Below are 16,866 nucleotides of genomic sequence, written 5' to 3' on the forward strand. Positions count from 1 at the left end.
GTAGTCTTTCAACTCTTACTTATAGAACTTATTTAAGATGATGCATTCAATCCCATGAACCGGAACATGCAAAGTAAGATGAAAATCGCCTGTTAAGGTGAGCTGTTTTAATTGCAGAGAAGGTCTGGATATATTTTTCAAGTAATCCGTTTCTTCATGATTCAGATCGGCGTATTCGCCCATGCGAATCCATTCGTCATAAGCGGATCCATGCTTTCGGTTAAGGCTGTATTGTTTGCATTTATACGTTCCGTATATATTTTGAAGGTGAATATTAAATAGCATATCATTGGATTCCTCAAAAATATCATAAGAATGCTGCTCCGATTGATCTCCCTTCATGAACAATTGGTCAGGGTAGGTGTGATTATAAGCTAAAATTTGGATATTACCTCCTTGTTTGGTCATGATATAATTTTTGCCTTTGGCAAACACGGTGCCGCCTAACTTAGATAAGAAGACGAAGGCATAATACGCGGATTTCTTGATGCCTTCCGTATTAACCAACCCTGTCCCCCCGAAAAAGGGATTGCTTTTAATATCCCATTCATAGAGAATATCGGAAGCCGATAAAAAACCGATGGCCTTGGCATGCACCGCCGCTGGATCAAGCATATTATCGATAATAAAAGTGGCCATAAAGGCCGTATCGTGAAGGAAGTTCGTCACATCCCAGCTAAAGTTCCAGCGTGTTACGATGAATTCCATATCCTCCTTATCGTGAGCTTTCAGCATGCGATGCGTCTTTTCCAGCAAATGCTTGGTATGATTTTTGGCTTCATATTGAAACGGAATTACCTTAATATCAACAGGACTTGTTTGGGACCGTTCCAGCCAATCTTTAAATTTGACGCGATTATGGTAAATATTGCAGCTGTAAAAATCAAGGGGCACCGCATTTTCTTGACAGAATTCGAGCAGTTTCTCAGAAAGTTGATCGTCCGTATGGAAGTTTTCCGCTGCAGGTCCCACTTTGAGCGATGGAGATATTCCCTTAATGAGCAGCGCCGTTTGCTTATATAATTCGAAATACTGTTCCAGCGTACCGCTCCAATGAATACCATGCACCGGAAACTCGGTCCATATTTGAAAGTACCATTCCGAAACCGTATCAAGGCCGTAACGATTTATGCAATTCATCATAAAGGATTGAACCAGGGATAGCCATTGACTCATTTCTTTGGGGGGAGAGGTATTTCCCTGATAATTAAAAAAACTGGTGCTTTTGCTGGCAAATAAAAGCGGCATGTAACTTAAGCAAATAAATGGTTTGAGTTCAAGCTCCCGCATATAATCCAGAATGTTGTTAATAAATTTCCAATTGAATTTCAACCCTTCTCGATCTTTCTGAATCACGTCCAATTCCTGGTTGAATACGCCTTCAAAACGTAAATATTCGATTGGGATTTCTTCCCGCATCTCTTTGATTTGATCGCGAATATTTTGATTTAACAGCGTATTGGCGGATCCAATGTTCATCATTTTGTTCCACACCTGCTTCAATTCGTATCCATCCGCTTGAATATCTTTGACAATGGCGGAATGGATCGTATGTTCCTCTATTGTTTTTAATTCGATCGGAAGCGAAGCGTAGTGATGAATCAATGGCTCGTTGGAAGCTCCGAGCAAATCCGGGCCGTCGTTATTCCCCTCTTGATACTTTTTGCGCAACTGTAGCGGGGTTAACGAAAATTTACTTTTGATGGCTTTATAATAGCTTTTTTCATCGCTGAAGCCTGAAGACAAGGCCACGTTCATAATGGATGTTCCCTGGTTTTGCAGCAAAAACAAAGAATACCTGATCCGAACTTCTTCCAAATAAGCTTTAAAAGTAACCCCGACGTTTTTCCGGAAGATGTCCGACAGATAAGATGAATTATAATGCTGCTCCCTTGCGATTTGATTTAACGTAACTTTCCCTTTGAAATCCAGTTCAACCCTGTTCAATATTTGCTGGACAATATTAAAATCTTTATTCAAAGCACGATTTTCCGGTTCCGGCGTGGGGAGCTTTCTACTGAAACGAGACGTTAAGTATCCGAGCAATCGAAGAACATATTTGTTCTTTGCCCGACTCCCTTTATTCGGATAGGCAATCAATTGACTGAATAAAATACGAACAACATCATACGGATGTTGATTGTCTTCACTATTTTTGAAGGATTTCAGATCATAATTCAAGCTGTAAAAATCGTGATTATGTTTATATATAAAAAGGCTATCCATATGCAATTGAATAAAGCGAGTATTCAAGGCTTGCGGAATGACGCGATGGGATTCGAAATGGTTGATTAGCAGAAGATCGTCTTCATGTAGATGATAATCATATGGGCCGATTGTCACTTTCAGTTTTCCAGTAAAGAGCCAGATGATTTCCAGACCTGAGTGTTGATGGAGCTCTTCGGAGTTAGTATCATTCATCATGAAATGGATTGGACATCCCGGCAGATACGGAATCGGAATAACGGAATACTTCAAATCTACACCCCCTTAATAAGCAATTATAACCAACCGGTTTGTTACCGAGTCTAATTAAAAGTGATTCACAAGTGGTCGTTATAAAAACATCTAAACAAAAAAAAACCTTGATATCAAGATTTGAAAGGGTACCTTATAAAACTTTAGGGATTCAACATACTTATTCGTATGTGAATCCCTGGGGATTGTCCTGTTACCGCCTACTCCCCCCGGCTCACCCGCAAACCTTGATCAGCCCCAAAGCCATTCGCCTCGAACTTGCCGCGAAAAGACAACTCGATGCTGTGAATGTCGCCGACCCAACCGCCGCCCTTTACAACCCGGTAAGATCCGCCGCTACTATAATCCAAATCGTCCCCGTACCAGTCCCAGCACCATTCCCGTACATTGCCCGACATATCGTAAAGCCCCAGCTCGTTGGGTTTCTTGCCGCCGACAGCTTTTGTTTTACTATTGTTGTTCTCTATGATGGGCCAGTTCCAGTCTCCGGATAAATATTGATCTCCGGCGTTTCGCCAATTCCAGGCTGCTTCATCCGCGTTATTGCTTCCGCTGTAGGTGTAGCTCTTGCTTATTTGGCCGCCGCCCGCGGCGTATTCCCACTCCGCTTCCGTCGGCAATCGGTAACCGTTAGCGCCGGCATTGATCGTTACGGTCCATTTTATATTATCGTAATCACTCTGATTATTCGGGTCCTTTTTATTCTTATCTATATTGTAGTAAGGTACTAAGCCCTCTTTTATACTCCGTTTATTACAGTACTCAACAGCGTCATACCAGCTTACCATTTCTACCGGCATATTGTCGCCTATGAATTGTGAAGGGTTGCTTCCCATGACCTCGACCCACTCTTTTTGAGTGACCTCGTATTTGCCGATATAAAAATCCGATAGGATTACATCTTTTCCATAGTAATTGGACTTGGTGTTCTTAAAAGCTCCGCCTTTGACGAATACAAGGCTGTTGTTCTTGTCAGTCTTTTCTTGCGAACAAGCGCTAACCACAAACATGATTGCTATTAAAAGGAAAATCAATAGCCTTCTCACTGCTATCTCCTCCTTTAAAGCCATAGGCCGTCCTATAGTATGTAAATAAGTACCTTTTGCTGAAATAGTTAAGGCCGTCGGCCGCGAGACCGTCCGGCCTTAGACAATACCACTGATTAACCGCTTACCACACCGTTACGTTGGAGCTCCCGCTGCTTTGATAACCCTCCGTCGCCAATACCTGATAAGACCAGCTGCTTCCCAGATTCATTCCTGCATTTCTCCATGCATTTACGTGGTTGCCAAAATTGATAGAGACGTTGCTCCCGGTTGGTCTCTTTGACTGCCGCACGCTCCAGAACTGCTGGAATGTTTGTATACCGTCAATGGAAGGTGCGTTGTAGCGCATCGTCGTATATATGTCATAGGTGCCCCCATCGCTGTTCACGGTGCCTTTATACGTTCCGGTAGGTCTGTAAGTACCCCAGCTATCCACGACGTAATATTCGATGAGCGAGTTTCTCGTCCACCCGTAAAGCGTCAAATACGCATTGCCGGACGGCGCCCAGACACCGGCATTGTAGTTTACTGTTCTGGATGGCGATCCGGTAGTCCAGCCTTTACCGACAACAAAATTCCCGGTATTTTGCCATGTGACACTGTAATTGCCGCCGGACCCATTGACCGCGTTGACTGTCCCGCCGCCATCGGTCCAATATTGCCAATAGTCTGTCGCCGCATTTGAGGTTGCCGCCAACAAGCTAAAACTCATTAAAGCTGCCGTAAATACCGTTAAAATTTTCTTGTTAAACTTAAACATGCATTTACCTCCTCAAATATTTTTTATCGCCACTTTAACCTCTACCCTACTTCTTGCCGGTTGCTTCTTTTTGCGGTACACCGCTTATCCTGTGTTATATGCCGAGAACATCTTACTGTCACCCCCTTTACTAGAAAATTATAGAAGGAAAGCGCATACATTTCACTTCACAAATTAAAGAAGTTACCCCCCTATTTTTTATATAAATGCACGGAAACCGCCGAAGAAGCGAGGTCATAACGGGTTCGGCAGCGTCTCCATAATGCAAAAAGCCGCCCTATTAAAGGACGGCTGTACGATACGACACTACTTTTGTGTGCCGCCATATCCTTCCGGCGCGGGAATCCCCTTTTCAGCCGATCTGCTTACAGATTCCCAATCTTCCCATGTTTTTATGCGCTCTTGATGGGTGTTCCTAACGAGGTCAAAGATCATACTTCCCAAGATCAGTCTTAAGGGAGGATTTTCGCTTTCCACCAACTTCATAAGAGCCTCAGCAGCTAAGATGGGATCGCTATCTAGCGAGCCTTCCGCATACTGTTTCGCCAATTCTTCCCTAAGGGAATCGTAGGCGTCCAGCGGATTGCTGTAACGCATTGCTGTATACAAATCTGTCCAGTAGCCGCCAGGTTCCACCATCGTGAGCTTCACCCCAAAGTGGGCAGCTTCTTGTGCCAAAGCTTCACTCAATCCCTCTAGCGCAAATTTGCTTGCACTGTATAAGCCTGACATTGGACCAGAAATCAATCCCCCGATACTGGAAATCTGAATCAAGTGCCCTGCCCTCTGTTCGCGCAGGTAAGGAAACACAGCCTGACAGACCCAAAGAGCACCGAAAAAATTGGTTTCCATCAAGTCTCTTGCATCGCTTTCACTCAATTCTTCGACCATGCCTAAAGTCATAACACCCGCGTTATTCACAACGATATCAAGATGTCCAAAATGTTCTACAGCTACTTTAACAGTTGCAAAGACAGCCTCCCGATCCCTTATATCGAGATTCAAAAACAGTAACGAGTCTTGATATTGCTCCTGCAGCTTTTCTAATTTACCAATGGTTCTTGCCACAGCCACAACTTGATCCCCTGCTTCTAAAGCCGCACTGGTGAATGCATAACCAAGACCTTTGCTCGCCCCTGTAATAAACCAGACGCGCCTTTTTCCAATATTTCTATCCGTGAGTTTATCGGGCTTTTGTGTTGTCATTGAAATTCCTCCTATTGAAAAATAAAAAGCACAGGCAATTCTCTGCCTGTGCAAATCGTAATCGAATAGGAATATCCATATGAGTCCATGTTAACAGCAAAGATAAAGAAGCTACCCCAGAAAAACATTGGAGATAACACTTTATACTTACACTTATAAATGAACAAGACAGCATATGGACAGACTCATCCCGATTACTCTGCTAACAGGCAGAGTTAAAAGAAAGCTCAAATTAATGCAATGTACATTAATGTTTGCTTATCGGGAAGAATCTATCACACATAACCCTCCGTTCATTTCAGATAGAGACAGTATAACAATGGCTATCACAATTTTCAACTATGATATCTACACTTGATGAATTATTCTCTCTTTCCGGATAACCAATCAATTGTGTAGGGCACGCTTTAAAGCCGCGTGATATTCTTGTATCATCCTCTGGCTGATCTCGGCAGAAGGAAAGTATTCTTCGCAGCCATGAAAACATCCAGGGTACAAATGAAATTCCGTTGGCACACCGGCCTGCGTTAGCCTTAGTACATAGTCGATGGTTTCATCGCGAAACGGATCCAGGTCACCGACACAAGTGTACGTAGGCGGAAGTCCCGACAAATCGGCTGCGCGTGCCGGTGCGGCATAGGGGGATGCTTCACCTTGTTCCCCTAGATACATTTCCCATGCCAATTGGGTTTTGGCTTTGCTCCACACTCTGTCATCCGTGATTTCATTGCTGGACTTGGTTATGATTCGATCGTCAAGCATCGGATAAAGAGGCATTTGGAACAGGATCGAAGGGCCGTTTCGATCTCTTGCCAAAAGGGAAACAGCAGCCGTCAATCCACCGCCGGCACTGGGGCCCACAACCGCGATTCTGGATGAATCGCTCCCCAGTTCTTCAGCATTTTCGGAGAACCATTGGAGTGCGGCGTAGCAATCTTCAAGCGGAGCCGGAAAAGGATGCTCCGGAGCCAGCCGATAATCCACGGAAACGATGACACATTCGATTTCCGATACCAAATACTGCAAAGCAGGGTCCATCATATCGGCGGAACCGAGGATATAGCCGCCGCCGTGAATATATAGAACGCCCGGAAGCGGTCCATTCTTCACTTTCGGTTCGTAAATCTTGATCCGGACATCCGGATCCCCCGCCGCGCCCGGAACATATCTTTCCGAGGTCAAAACTGCGTCACCAACAGGCAGCGAGGCTGCCGTACCGGCAGCAAACTCTTGCATCTCTTTCCTTTTGGCCGCTAAATTCTCCCTGGTGTAAACGACTTCCGGTAAAAGGGAAAACATATTTTTAAGTTCCGGATGTACTCTTTCTTCCATCTTCATTGAATGTCACCCCTGGCTGTTTCGCCACGCCGTTTGCCCCAGCAGATCCCGCATGGTTGCCATGTACTTTTCTTCCGACTGGGACCATCTCAGTTTAGCCGTTTCTTCCGCGTCCGGACCTGCGAGATAACGCAGCCGGTTCGACGGATCGCACGCAGCGGCGTAAACCTGATCCGCAACCTGGTTCTCATCCGCACTATCAAACGGATAATTCATCATGGAGTTCATCATATGATCAAAATAAGACTTGTACGCTTGTGGAATGGATACGTCCTGCGCGGCAGCCATCGTGTTCGAAGCGAAATTCGTGGTTCGCATAGCTCCGGGTTCCACAAGTTTGACGGAGATATTTTGCGATTCCAGCTCGTACGACAGCGATTCCGACAGCCCCTCGACTGCATGCTTGGTCGCCACATAGACCGTCAGAAGCGGATTGGATACAAAACCCACGTTCGAAGTGACATTGACGATGGTTCCGCCCCCTTGCTCGCGAAAATAAGGGGTAATCGCCTGTATGACGTTCATGACACCAAAGACATTGGTCTCAAAAATCCCGCGGATCACATTCATCGGTGTGGCTTCAAAGATCGATAGGATGCTGACTCCGGCGTTGTTCACGACGGCGTCGATCCGGCCGAACCTGGCGATCCCTGCCGCAATCGCCGCCTCGATGGTGGCGGGCTTAGTCACATCAAGTTCGGTTACGAAAATCCGGTCGGGATTTTCCTCCGCCAAGCGCCGGTCCGGCTTGCGCATCGTCGCAACCACGTTCCATCCTTCATTGGCAAACTTCTTCGCTGCCGTATTCCCTAGTCCGGTCGAGCTCCCGGTAATCAATACCGTTTTGGTCATTGAAGATCCTCCTCTTCATCATTTTTGTTATTTCTACCTTAGCTTACCGGGTTGAAGCCGCTCTAAGTCAAATCCAAAACTCGATCCCTTATGGACAAGGGGATGATAGACTAATAGCAAGTTCAGATTGTAAAATAAACGAGAGTAACTCTAACACTCAAAGGCGGTGACGAACGCTTATGGCTTATACGATGAAGGAAGTGGTGAAAAAAACGGGCATTAACCCGTATACGTTGCGTTTTTATGAGAAGGAAGGCGTATTGCCGGCGGTTGACCGGGATGCTAACGGGGTGCGTAAATTCAACGACCACTACGTCGATTGTGTAGAGATGGTACAAGCGCTTCGTTCAGCAGGTTTGCCTTTGGCGGAAATAAAACAATATGTTGAGCTGTACAAGAGCGGGGACCGGACACTTCCTTTAAGAAAAACGATGCTGGCCAACCAAAAAAGCAGAGTGGAGGAACAAATAACACGACTGATAAAAACGCTGGAAAAGCTCAATTACAAGCTGGCGTTAATCGATGCCCAGGAAAACAAATTTGACAGGCTGCCCTGATAGGCGGAAAAGCATTCTAAATTGGATGGATACTGAATGTTATCTATAAAAACACTAAAAAATCGAGCTGAAAAACGCAATTTTTCAGCCCGATTTTACTTTATCTTTTTAAACTATTCGATATTGATAGTTTTACATCTAATGGATAAATAATGCCTTAGTTCTTACCGCCATAGCCCTTATAAGTAGCGTAAACCGCATCTGCGTATTGATTGGCCAGAATAGGACGGCCATAAGAATCTGTAGCTCCCGGATACCAGTAATCTCCTCCGTTATAGTGTAATAAGCCGTTATATATGTTGCCGAATTTAACAATCTTTTCATTTAAAATCAGGGCGCCCAAATAAACCTGATCTTGTTCACTGCTGTGATTATAAGCGCGGCCAAATTTTGAGCTGAATTGCGATAAATAAGCATTACGTGTGTTTGGTTCTACCTGCATCAATCCGTCGCCGGCTGATGGACTGCCTGGTAAACCTGCTCCAAAACTGCTTTCCTTTTTGATCACAGCACTCAGCAATAAAGCAAAATCTCCGCCTTTACCGAATTTATTGTCCGCATTCACTGCATATGTCCATATGTGGCTTGGAACTTCGGATGGCTTTGTTACTGAAGGATTTGTTGGTGGTGTCGTTGGTGGTGTCGTTGGTGGTGTCGTTCCGCTGCCGCCTTTCTCCCATAAAGCAGGAACAATGGGTGGTTCCCAACCAACGAGGGAAGTATGTGCCTGACGACAGGTATAAGTACTTCCACTATATGTTACTGTATCATTTACTGCATATGCAGTATTTGGAGCCCATGCTCCTCTAGCGGCTGCGCTCACCGGTAAGACTGCGCAAAAGGTGGATAAGAATACTGCTAAAACTACCAAAAGTGATGTGGCTTTAAAAGAAAACTTTCTATTAGTCATTTTCAAACCTCCTTGTATTTTTCTTCTGATATTTTCCCGTGTTGCTCATTTTCGATATTTTTCAGCACTATTCCCCCCCTTTGTTTTCACAAATACTTCAAGTTCATTCCATAATTAAAAGCGCTTAAACTTATTACAATTCTAATAATACATAAATATGAAAATAATCCCAATAGGACATAAGTTCTACTTTCTTGAAATTTTTGATTAGACTGGAAAGAGGCTAAGTCTACAGGTCATAGAGTCAACCTAAAACTTAGCCCCTTGATTTCATATTAAATTTATTTTAAATAAACTTTGGCTCAAGACCAAAATCAGTGCTTAACAAAATAAATGATGACGGTGATAGGGGGTGTTGTCTCTTCAAACCGCTTTGCACGATTATCCCCCTGGTTCAGGAAGCCAAGTCACCCGATCAAACGGGATAATCGTGCAAAGCCTCTGGATAACGAGTCTCGCTCCAAACCACACGGTCTGTTGCCGGCTTGACTGTCAAGCACTGATGATTAGGTTGAACCTAAACTTTTTCTTATTTATCTAAGTTCATCTTTAAAATCGATCTACAACGTCTCCGTACTGAGCGTAAATCCTTCAATCACGGCGTCTTCGTCAACCTCGATCAAGATGCAGCGTTTCCCTTGATAATTCACCTGTCTCACGTACTTTAAATCTTGAGGACTGATCGAGATCGTGGCTATCTTCGTATCGATCTTAATCGATTTCGAAGTGAACTTCGGAATAACGCTGCTCGCTTTGATTTCATAGTTTTTATCGTCAACGATCGTTTGAAACGCCCGTTCCACCTTTTCCGTCGTCACGTTCTCCACGCCGCTCACCGTCAGCATGCGTTCCACATCTTTATAATCCAGCTTCGGCGGTTCTTCCTCCTCGTGGGTTTCGATGACTTGATGAATTTCCTCGTATACGTTCGCGATCGTCGAGGCATCGAGCTGATCTCCCGTTACTTCTTTCACGATCTCCTCAAAAATGGCCCTCTCTTCTAACGCAGTCACGCTCTTCTCCGCATTCAAGACTTCCTCGATGAAATGCTGATTCGGCTCATGCGCTCTGCCCGAGGAATAAAGAATACGATTCACATCGGAATAGCCATCCGTCACGCTGGGGTAGAAAAAGCCTTGCTCCGGCGAACTTAACTTAATGATCGGATCTACGATGACGTTATACTTGAATTCCCGCTCGACATAATCGAACATAAGCGTTTTCTTCTGTTGTTCCGTAGAATTTATGCTGCACAGAATGAACGGATTGGCGAACATTTCGTCGTTTTCGCTCTCCTCGGCTTCTTCATTCCTGGCCTTGGTCGGCTTGAAATATTGCCCGCGAACGAAAGTAATCACCGTATCCCGTTCATATTGGGTATCCGCCAGCATTTTCTCTACCAGCAGGAGCATCAGATCTTGCCATTCTTCGGGGTCGCCGGTCACCAGACCTTGATGAAGAAGTACCCGCGTAGGCGTCTCCGCGTCCTCATGAAGCTTTAACTCAAACAGCTTTTGATCCAATTCCCCGGCCAGCAGCTTTTTGAAATTGCCCATATGCAGTTCCTGCTTCTCCCTGTCCAGCAGTTCGAACGGTTGACGCTCGTAATGATAGATTTCATTGGTTTCCTTCATAATATACACATTAAGAATATCGAAAATGTGCAGCTTTTCGTGATCCAGCTTAAATTGCTTGCGAATATACGCGACTTCTTTCTTTAACATGATTTATGAGACATCTCCTATGAAGTTGTTTTGTCTATGAATATGGCTCCCCCGCCTGAATCCGGCTTCCCTCTAAAATTCAGACCCTTAACGAGCCGCGGAACCCCCTGGCAGCATAGTAGGATTCCGCTCCATTGTGGTACACAAAGACAGTCTCGTAGCGACGGTCACAAAAGATGGCCCCGCCGAGTTTTCTAATATTAGCGGGTGTTTTCACCCAGCTCGATGTTTTCGTATCAAACTTTCCAAGTTCCTGCATCTCCCGGTATTGTTCTTCCGTTAAAAGCTCAATGCCCATGGCAGCAGCCATATCAATGGCGTTATTCTCCGGTTTATGTTCTTTTCTTGACTCCAGCGCTTCACGGTCGTAACAAACACTTCTGCGACCTTTAGGACTTTCCGCTGAACAATCATAAAAAATATATTCGTCCGTCTCTTTATCATGACCAACAACATCCGGTTCGCCGCCAGTTCTCTCCATTTCATTGAGCGACCACAGTTTTTCAACATTAGCTTCGAGCTTTAGTTGAACATTAGCCCATTCAAGGCCATTATGACGGCTCATGTTTTTCTCGAATCGGGATTTCAATGTTCCGAGCAGCTCTTCACGCTGTTCTGGTGACAGCGCCTTTGCGTTGTTGGTTCTATTACTCTTTGTCATGTTAGATCCTCCCTCATACGTATTTCAAAAATTACGCATTTGCTCCATTCTACCTCAGCTCTTTATACCACAACTTTATTATAGTTTAAATTATGTATATATAAAAAAAACAGGGAGTAGCCTACTCATAATGTTTTACGCCGTAGTTCATAAAAATACTGCACAATGGGATGCTTTAACTTCATCTGATCGGACATGTTTAAAATCCGCTTTTTCCCAACTCTTCTGTCCACCAAAGCTAGAATATTCAATAGGATTTCATGGCTCTCCATGCTATCCTCTACAGACGTAGATAAGAACTTATTAGCCACAACGATAAAATTGGATTTACTTAATGAAGCCTGAGCGGACAAAAGCTCTTTTGCATGTTCAGAGCTTTTTCTGCTTCGAGCAATGACTATTAAGCGATCCTCCGGCACGGGTCCTTTGGTATCTTTTCTGACCGCCTCAATGTCGTCACTGGTGATCGGAATTTGAATTTCAGGATCATTCTTGATTTCCAGCTCCGTTTGGTACCATCTGATGAAGTTCGTCTTATCACTCATATTAAGGATGTTCTTCTTATCAACCGAGATATAACAAATCCCTGATTTATCCGGTAAATAACGATAACCCGGTGCGCGGTATTCCACCCTTCCCTGTAACGCAGGACTGAGAAAGCTCTCCAGCTGCTGCTTCAATTTGCTCCAGGACATGTAAATTCCCCCTCCATATAAAAACAGAGGAAAGGCTTGCTGGCTCCGGGTTTGCCCCTCTCCATCCATCCGATCCTCATGCTCTTGAAGTCTGTTTCTATTCTCCTCACGTTCGTTAGGAATTACTTAATCCCCACGTTCCTCCGCTCCGGCATGCTCCTTGTTTCTAAACTCATCGAGCAGCGCGCGCACTTCACTTGTGGACCTTGCGTTCATTAAGCTGTTTCTTAATTCGCTCGCCCCTCGAAATCCGCGGACATATATCTTAAAGAAGCGGGGGAGAGGGCTGAAGGAACGCGGCGGCCCCAGTGCTGAATAGTGATCATGGAGATCCAGATGCAACCGCAGTAAATCAAGCAATTCTTCGCTGCTGTGTTCCCTCGGCTCCTTCTCAAAGGCAAACGGATTATGAAAAATACCGCGCCCAATCATAATCCCATCCACCCCGTACTGCTCAGCCAGCTTGAGGCCGGTCTGGCGGTCAGGGATATCCCCGTTAATGGTCAGAAGGGTATCCGGAGCCACCTCATCACGAAGCTTCTTAATCTCCGGGATGAGCTCCCAATGCGCGGCTACCTTGCTCATTTCTTCTCTTGTCCGCAGATGAATGGACAGATTCACAATGTCTTGCTGCAAAATATGGGTTAACCAGCCGCGCCATTCGTCGACGCTACTAAAACCAAGTCTTGTTTTTACGCTGACGGGCAGTCCCCCGGCTTTGGCGGCCTGGATAAGTTCCGCTGCGGTTTCCGGACGGCAGATCAGGCCGCTGCCCTTCCCGTTCTCCGCTACATTCGCCACAGGACACCCCATATTAATATCGATGCCCTTGAAACCTTCCTTCGCCATACCGATGCTCATTTGACGAAAATATTCCGGCTTATCTCCCCAAATATGCGCTACCATGGGCTGCTCATCCTCAGTAAACGTCAAACGCCCGCGCACACTTTGGTTCCCCTCCGGGTGACAATAGCTTTCCGTATTCGCAAACTCCGTAAAAAACACATCCGGTCTGGCCGCTGCACTGACGACATGGCGAAAAACAACATCCGTCACATCCTCCATGGGCGCCAGTATAAAAAAAGGCCGCGGTAAATTACGCCAAAAATTTTCTGTCATATCAAAAACCTCTCTATATCAAACGTCTGTAAGTGTTAATGGTCTACATTTAAACGAGTATATCATAAACCCTGGAGTGAAGCATACTTACCCAACATTTTCAAGATAAGGGGGGGAAGCCTCCTCGATCATTGGCCCGGATACATTTTCTGTTGATTTCTTGGATTGGGTTATCGTATACAGTTCACCATTACGGACGATGAACATGCAGACTTAAAAGCGCAGGCAATTGCCGAGGGTTATCCGAATGTTGCTGAATTTTGTAAATCAAGGGCGTTAAATGGCAAAAATACGTATGCAACCCTTTTCAAGGAAATGAAAGAGAAAATCGAAAAACTAAACCCTAACGACAAAATTAACGAACAGCTGAATCCGGGGGAATTCTATCTTCGTGATATAATTCCGACACCACCTGCTTTGCTTGGCCGTTGGTTGTATGAAGCTGTCCATGATGGAAGAATACTCCACGTTGAGCACCTTGGAAATGACGGAACAAATCCTGAAAAATATAGAATAATGGAGGAATCAGTATGAAGGTCAATCAAGGAAATCATCCCGTTGCAGAGATCAGGGCCACTCCTCGTTAAAATAATCGTACCTTCATTCTTTGTACTCGACTTATATTCGTAGCAATCACCAAATTGCATTAAACAAAAAAAGCCCCTGCCAGCACAATGCCAGCAGGGGCTAAGTCTCCGTACTGGGAAAACGGACTCTATTTCATCACGGATTCAGGTCCACAGGATAGAACCCTAGCTTTTTTAATGTATTCATATAAATTACCAATTCATCAGTATTCATAATACTTTTTATATTCATTAAAGATTTCAAACAACTTGAGATTACGGCTTTCCGCGGATTTTCAGACATTGCTTCATTCTGCACAAATTGTAACAAATCAAGGGCGTGCTGCCTATTATCGTTATTCGCAGGAAGTTTCTCAATTAATTTTTTTAAATTCCCAGTACTTAACATGAGGTCATTATAAGGGAAATCTACTTGTCCTATACTAAGTAAAGACTGTTCAAAATCTTCAATATTAAATAGCCGTAGTCGCTTATGTTTGAGTAATGAAAGTACTTCATCTACTAGACTAAAACAATAATTGCAAATTTCAATCATAGGTTTTGGTTGGATTTGAACATTATTTATTTCGTTGGCATTATGCAGAATCCCCGTTAAAAAAATTGTAGCATCAGCAATATAATCTCGATATTCTGGGTAAATCTGCTTCATCCTTGTGAAGAACCAATATGCCCATTGTTGCCTGATCTGTTTTAAGAAAGCAATAATTTCATTATCGTTGGAAACTAAAGCATCCATAAGCAATGCATCTACTTTTTTTTCTATGCGATAGTTCATCATAACTTCTAACTGACGAATAAAGATATCTTTGTTCGTTTCATCCTGTCCGACTAAAAGTTGATCACGATCCACATACATTTTTTCTTCGGAATACACGAGTACATCCCTGAATAGTTCTCCTTTGGTTTGAAAGTGTTTATAAAAAGTTCCTCTTGAAATATTGGTTTTGTCAAGAATGTCCTGGATTGATGTGGCATGATAACCTTGTTCAATAAAAAGACGAAGAGCCGTAATTAATATATCGGATTTTTTCACCTGCATCATTATCATCCTTTCTGCTAACATTATACACCACATACTATATGTTTAAATGTATACTCCGAGTATATTTAGTGATTGATTTTTTGGTCATTCAAGTATAATATGGATCAAGTAAACCTCGAGTTTAAATATATACTCAAAGTATATTGAATGCTTATTTTTTTGGCACCCTTAACACAATACAAGAAGATAATAGGAGGAAACCAACATGGGGAAAGAACAGTCTCTTCCAACGTTTAAGCGGAATGTACTTGTGGTAGTTATGCTTGCAGGTGCTTTTGTTACCATGTTAAATCAGACGCTGCTCAATACCGCTTTGCCACAAATCATGAAGGATCTATCCATTTCCGCCAATACAGCTCAGTGGTTAACGACCGGGTTCATGCTTGTCACCGGGGTGTTGATTCCGGTTTCTGCTTTTCTAATAGAAAAATTTTCGACAAGAAGACTGTTTATTACTGCCATGTGCCTGTTTGCGTCCGGGACATTGATGGCTGCTATTGCACCAAACTTTCCTGTTTTATTATTCGGGAGGATTCTACAGGCGGTAAGTGACGGGCTCATGCTCCCGTTAATGCAAACGATCTTTTTAATGATTTTTCCTGTTAAGCAACGTGGGTCAGCAATGGGTATGGTGGGACTGGTAATGGCTTTTGCTCCTGCGATTGGACCGACACTTTCCGGTTGGGTTGTTGGTAACTTTTCATGGCGAGCCCTCTTTTATATGATTTTCCCAATTGCTGTACTTATCATCATTTTTGCTTCGTTTATGCTTGAAAATGTTACGAAAGTGACCCGTCCAAAAATTGATATCATGTCCATTATTTTGTCATCCCTTGGATTTGGAGGATTGTTGTACGGCTTCAGCAGCGCAGGTAATCATGCCTGGAACAGTTCAGAAGTGGTCATTACTTTGATTACCGGTACGGTCGCAATTGGTTTGTTTATTTGGCGGCAGCTGGCTGTTGAAAAACCGATGCTTGAGTTCAGGGTGTTAAAAAACTGGACCTTCTCATTGACCTTATTTATCGGTATGGTTGTTATGGTGACGATGATCGGCGTAGAGCTCTTTCTTCCGCTTTATATACAAACGGCAAGAGGCTTTACACCGCTTGAATCGGGTTTGCTGTTGTTACCTGGTGCGATTGTGATGGGGATAATGTCGCCGATTACCGGGAGGATCTTTGATAAGGTTGGAGCACGACCGTTGGCTCTTATTGGTTCGGTTATCTTAGTAGGTATGACGTTCTTGTTCAGTAACATGACCGCTTCAACGCCATACATCTATATGATGGTGATTTACGCCATACGAATGTTCGGAATATCTCTTATGATGATGCCAGTCATGACGGCCGGATTAAACCAACTGCCTGACCATTTGATTCCACATGGAACCGCAATGAGTAACACGTTGACGCAAATGGCCGCTTCTGTTGGAGCAGCCTTGCTGGTTACGGTTATGACGAACAATACAGCGGCTGCCGTTCAGCAAAAACTTCCCAATCCAATGATTCATGGGGTCTCAGTTGCCTTTACGTTCTCCACCGTTTTGGCATTCTTTGCTTTAGTATTGTCATTCTTTATTAAACCGATGAAAATATCACAGAAAGAAGATACACAAGACGAAGGCAGTTCTGCTACTGAAAGCTAAAACGGGTCTGCGCGCGGCCAAGCGCACAAAAGTCCGCGAACTTCGCGGACTTTGTATATTTATATTACTCATCTTCAGTTTATATCCATCATGGTACCCAATGCCTTATCGCCAACTATCGACAAAGCCGCAAATATCAAAGAGTTTTACATCAACCTTTCCAGGCATATTTGCTAACAAAATATCCCGCTCAACCAGTCAACGGCAACGGCATACATCGGCTACATTGCTCATTAACCAGAC

Annotated in this window: 15 protein-coding genes; 3 read left to right on the plus strand and 12 right to left on the minus strand. The window is 44.0% G+C overall.

Annotation, left to right across the window (positions count from 1 at the left end; all coding sequences use genetic code 11):
* Positions 1–15 precede the first annotated feature (15 nt).
* The 6 genes from DYE26_RS17135 to DYE26_RS17160 form a co-directional block, all read right to left on the minus strand.
* On the minus strand, positions 16–2,478 hold the full coding sequence (locus tag DYE26_RS17135; RefSeq protein WP_036625724.1) for a GH39 family glycosyl hydrolase: 2,463 nt from the start codon (positions 2,476–2,478) through the stop codon (positions 16–18).
* Between the two features lie 200 nt (positions 2,479–2,678).
* Positions 2,679–3,524, minus strand: a complete 846-nt coding sequence (locus DYE26_RS17140; RefSeq protein WP_036625725.1) for a formylglycine-generating enzyme family protein — start codon at positions 3,522–3,524, stop codon at positions 2,679–2,681.
* Between the two features lie 124 nt (positions 3,525–3,648).
* The gene (locus DYE26_RS17145; RefSeq protein WP_036625726.1) at positions 3,649–4,284 is read right to left on the minus strand and encodes a glycoside hydrolase family 11 protein; all 636 of its coding nucleotides are present in this window, start codon (positions 4,282–4,284) and stop codon (positions 3,649–3,651) included.
* Positions 4,285–4,590: 306 nt separating this feature from the next.
* Complete coding sequence (locus tag DYE26_RS17150) at positions 4,591–5,490, minus strand: SDR family oxidoreductase (RefSeq protein ID WP_051985685.1); 900 nt, start codon at positions 5,488–5,490, stop codon at positions 4,591–4,593.
* Positions 5,491–5,877: 387 nt separating this feature from the next.
* The gene (locus DYE26_RS17155) at positions 5,878–6,828 is read right to left on the minus strand and encodes an alpha/beta hydrolase (RefSeq protein WP_036625727.1); all 951 of its coding nucleotides are present in this window, start codon (positions 6,826–6,828) and stop codon (positions 5,878–5,880) included.
* A gap of 6 nt (positions 6,829–6,834) precedes the next feature.
* Positions 6,835–7,680 (minus strand): SDR family oxidoreductase, encoded by an 846-nt coding sequence (locus DYE26_RS17160; protein WP_036625729.1) that lies wholly within the window; start codon positions 7,678–7,680, stop codon positions 6,835–6,837.
* Positions 7,681–7,859: 179 nt separating this feature from the next.
* On the opposite strand from DYE26_RS17160, the gene DYE26_RS17165 reads away from it, so the two are divergent.
* Positions 7,860–8,237, plus strand: coding sequence for a MerR family transcriptional regulator (locus DYE26_RS17165; RefSeq protein ID WP_036625730.1), 378 nt, complete (start codon positions 7,860–7,862; stop codon positions 8,235–8,237).
* A gap of 157 nt (positions 8,238–8,394) precedes the next feature.
* Here DYE26_RS17165 and DYE26_RS17170 read toward each other — a convergent pair whose 3' ends face one another.
* From DYE26_RS17170 to DYE26_RS17190, 5 genes are all read right to left on the minus strand, one after another.
* The gene (locus DYE26_RS17170; protein ID WP_036625732.1) at positions 8,395–9,147 is read right to left on the minus strand and encodes a carbohydrate-binding protein; all 753 of its coding nucleotides are present in this window, start codon (positions 9,145–9,147) and stop codon (positions 8,395–8,397) included.
* A 560-nt stretch (positions 9,148–9,707) separates the two neighbouring features.
* The gene (locus tag DYE26_RS17175) at positions 9,708–10,871 is read right to left on the minus strand and encodes a DUF4317 domain-containing protein (RefSeq protein WP_036625734.1); all 1,164 of its coding nucleotides are present in this window, start codon (positions 10,869–10,871) and stop codon (positions 9,708–9,710) included.
* A 79-nt stretch (positions 10,872–10,950) separates the two neighbouring features.
* The gene (locus tag DYE26_RS17180; protein ID WP_036625736.1) at positions 10,951–11,532 is read right to left on the minus strand and encodes a DUF4256 domain-containing protein; all 582 of its coding nucleotides are present in this window, start codon (positions 11,530–11,532) and stop codon (positions 10,951–10,953) included.
* Positions 11,533–11,657: 125 nt separating this feature from the next.
* Positions 11,658–12,227, minus strand: a complete 570-nt coding sequence (locus tag DYE26_RS17185) for an SF0329 family protein (protein WP_036628759.1) — start codon at positions 12,225–12,227, stop codon at positions 11,658–11,660.
* A gap of 126 nt (positions 12,228–12,353) precedes the next feature.
* A complete protein-coding gene (locus DYE26_RS17190) occupies positions 12,354–13,346 on the minus strand; it encodes a tRNA dihydrouridine synthase (protein ID WP_036625737.1) in 993 nt (330 codons plus the stop codon).
* 165 nt (positions 13,347–13,511) lie between these two features.
* Between DYE26_RS17190 and DYE26_RS17195 the strand changes: the two genes are divergently transcribed.
* The gene (locus DYE26_RS17195) at positions 13,512–13,880 is read left to right on the plus strand and encodes a hypothetical protein (protein ID WP_036625739.1); all 369 of its coding nucleotides are present in this window, start codon (positions 13,512–13,514) and stop codon (positions 13,878–13,880) included.
* Positions 13,881–14,069: 189 nt separating this feature from the next.
* Here the strand turns inward: DYE26_RS17195 and DYE26_RS17200 are convergent, their stop codons facing one another.
* Entirely contained in the window at positions 14,070–14,972 is a 903-nt protein-coding gene (locus DYE26_RS17200; protein WP_036625741.1) for a TetR/AcrR family transcriptional regulator, read from the minus strand.
* A gap of 208 nt (positions 14,973–15,180) precedes the next feature.
* On the opposite strand from DYE26_RS17200, the gene DYE26_RS17205 reads away from it, so the two are divergent.
* The gene (locus DYE26_RS17205) at positions 15,181–16,623 is read left to right on the plus strand and encodes a DHA2 family efflux MFS transporter permease subunit (RefSeq protein WP_036625742.1); all 1,443 of its coding nucleotides are present in this window, start codon (positions 15,181–15,183) and stop codon (positions 16,621–16,623) included.
* The last annotated feature ends 243 nt before the right edge of the window (positions 16,624–16,866 follow it).

Source organism: Paenibacillus macerans, assembly GCF_900454495.1.
Lineage (GTDB): Bacteria > Bacillota > Bacilli > Paenibacillales > Paenibacillaceae > Fontibacillus > Fontibacillus macerans.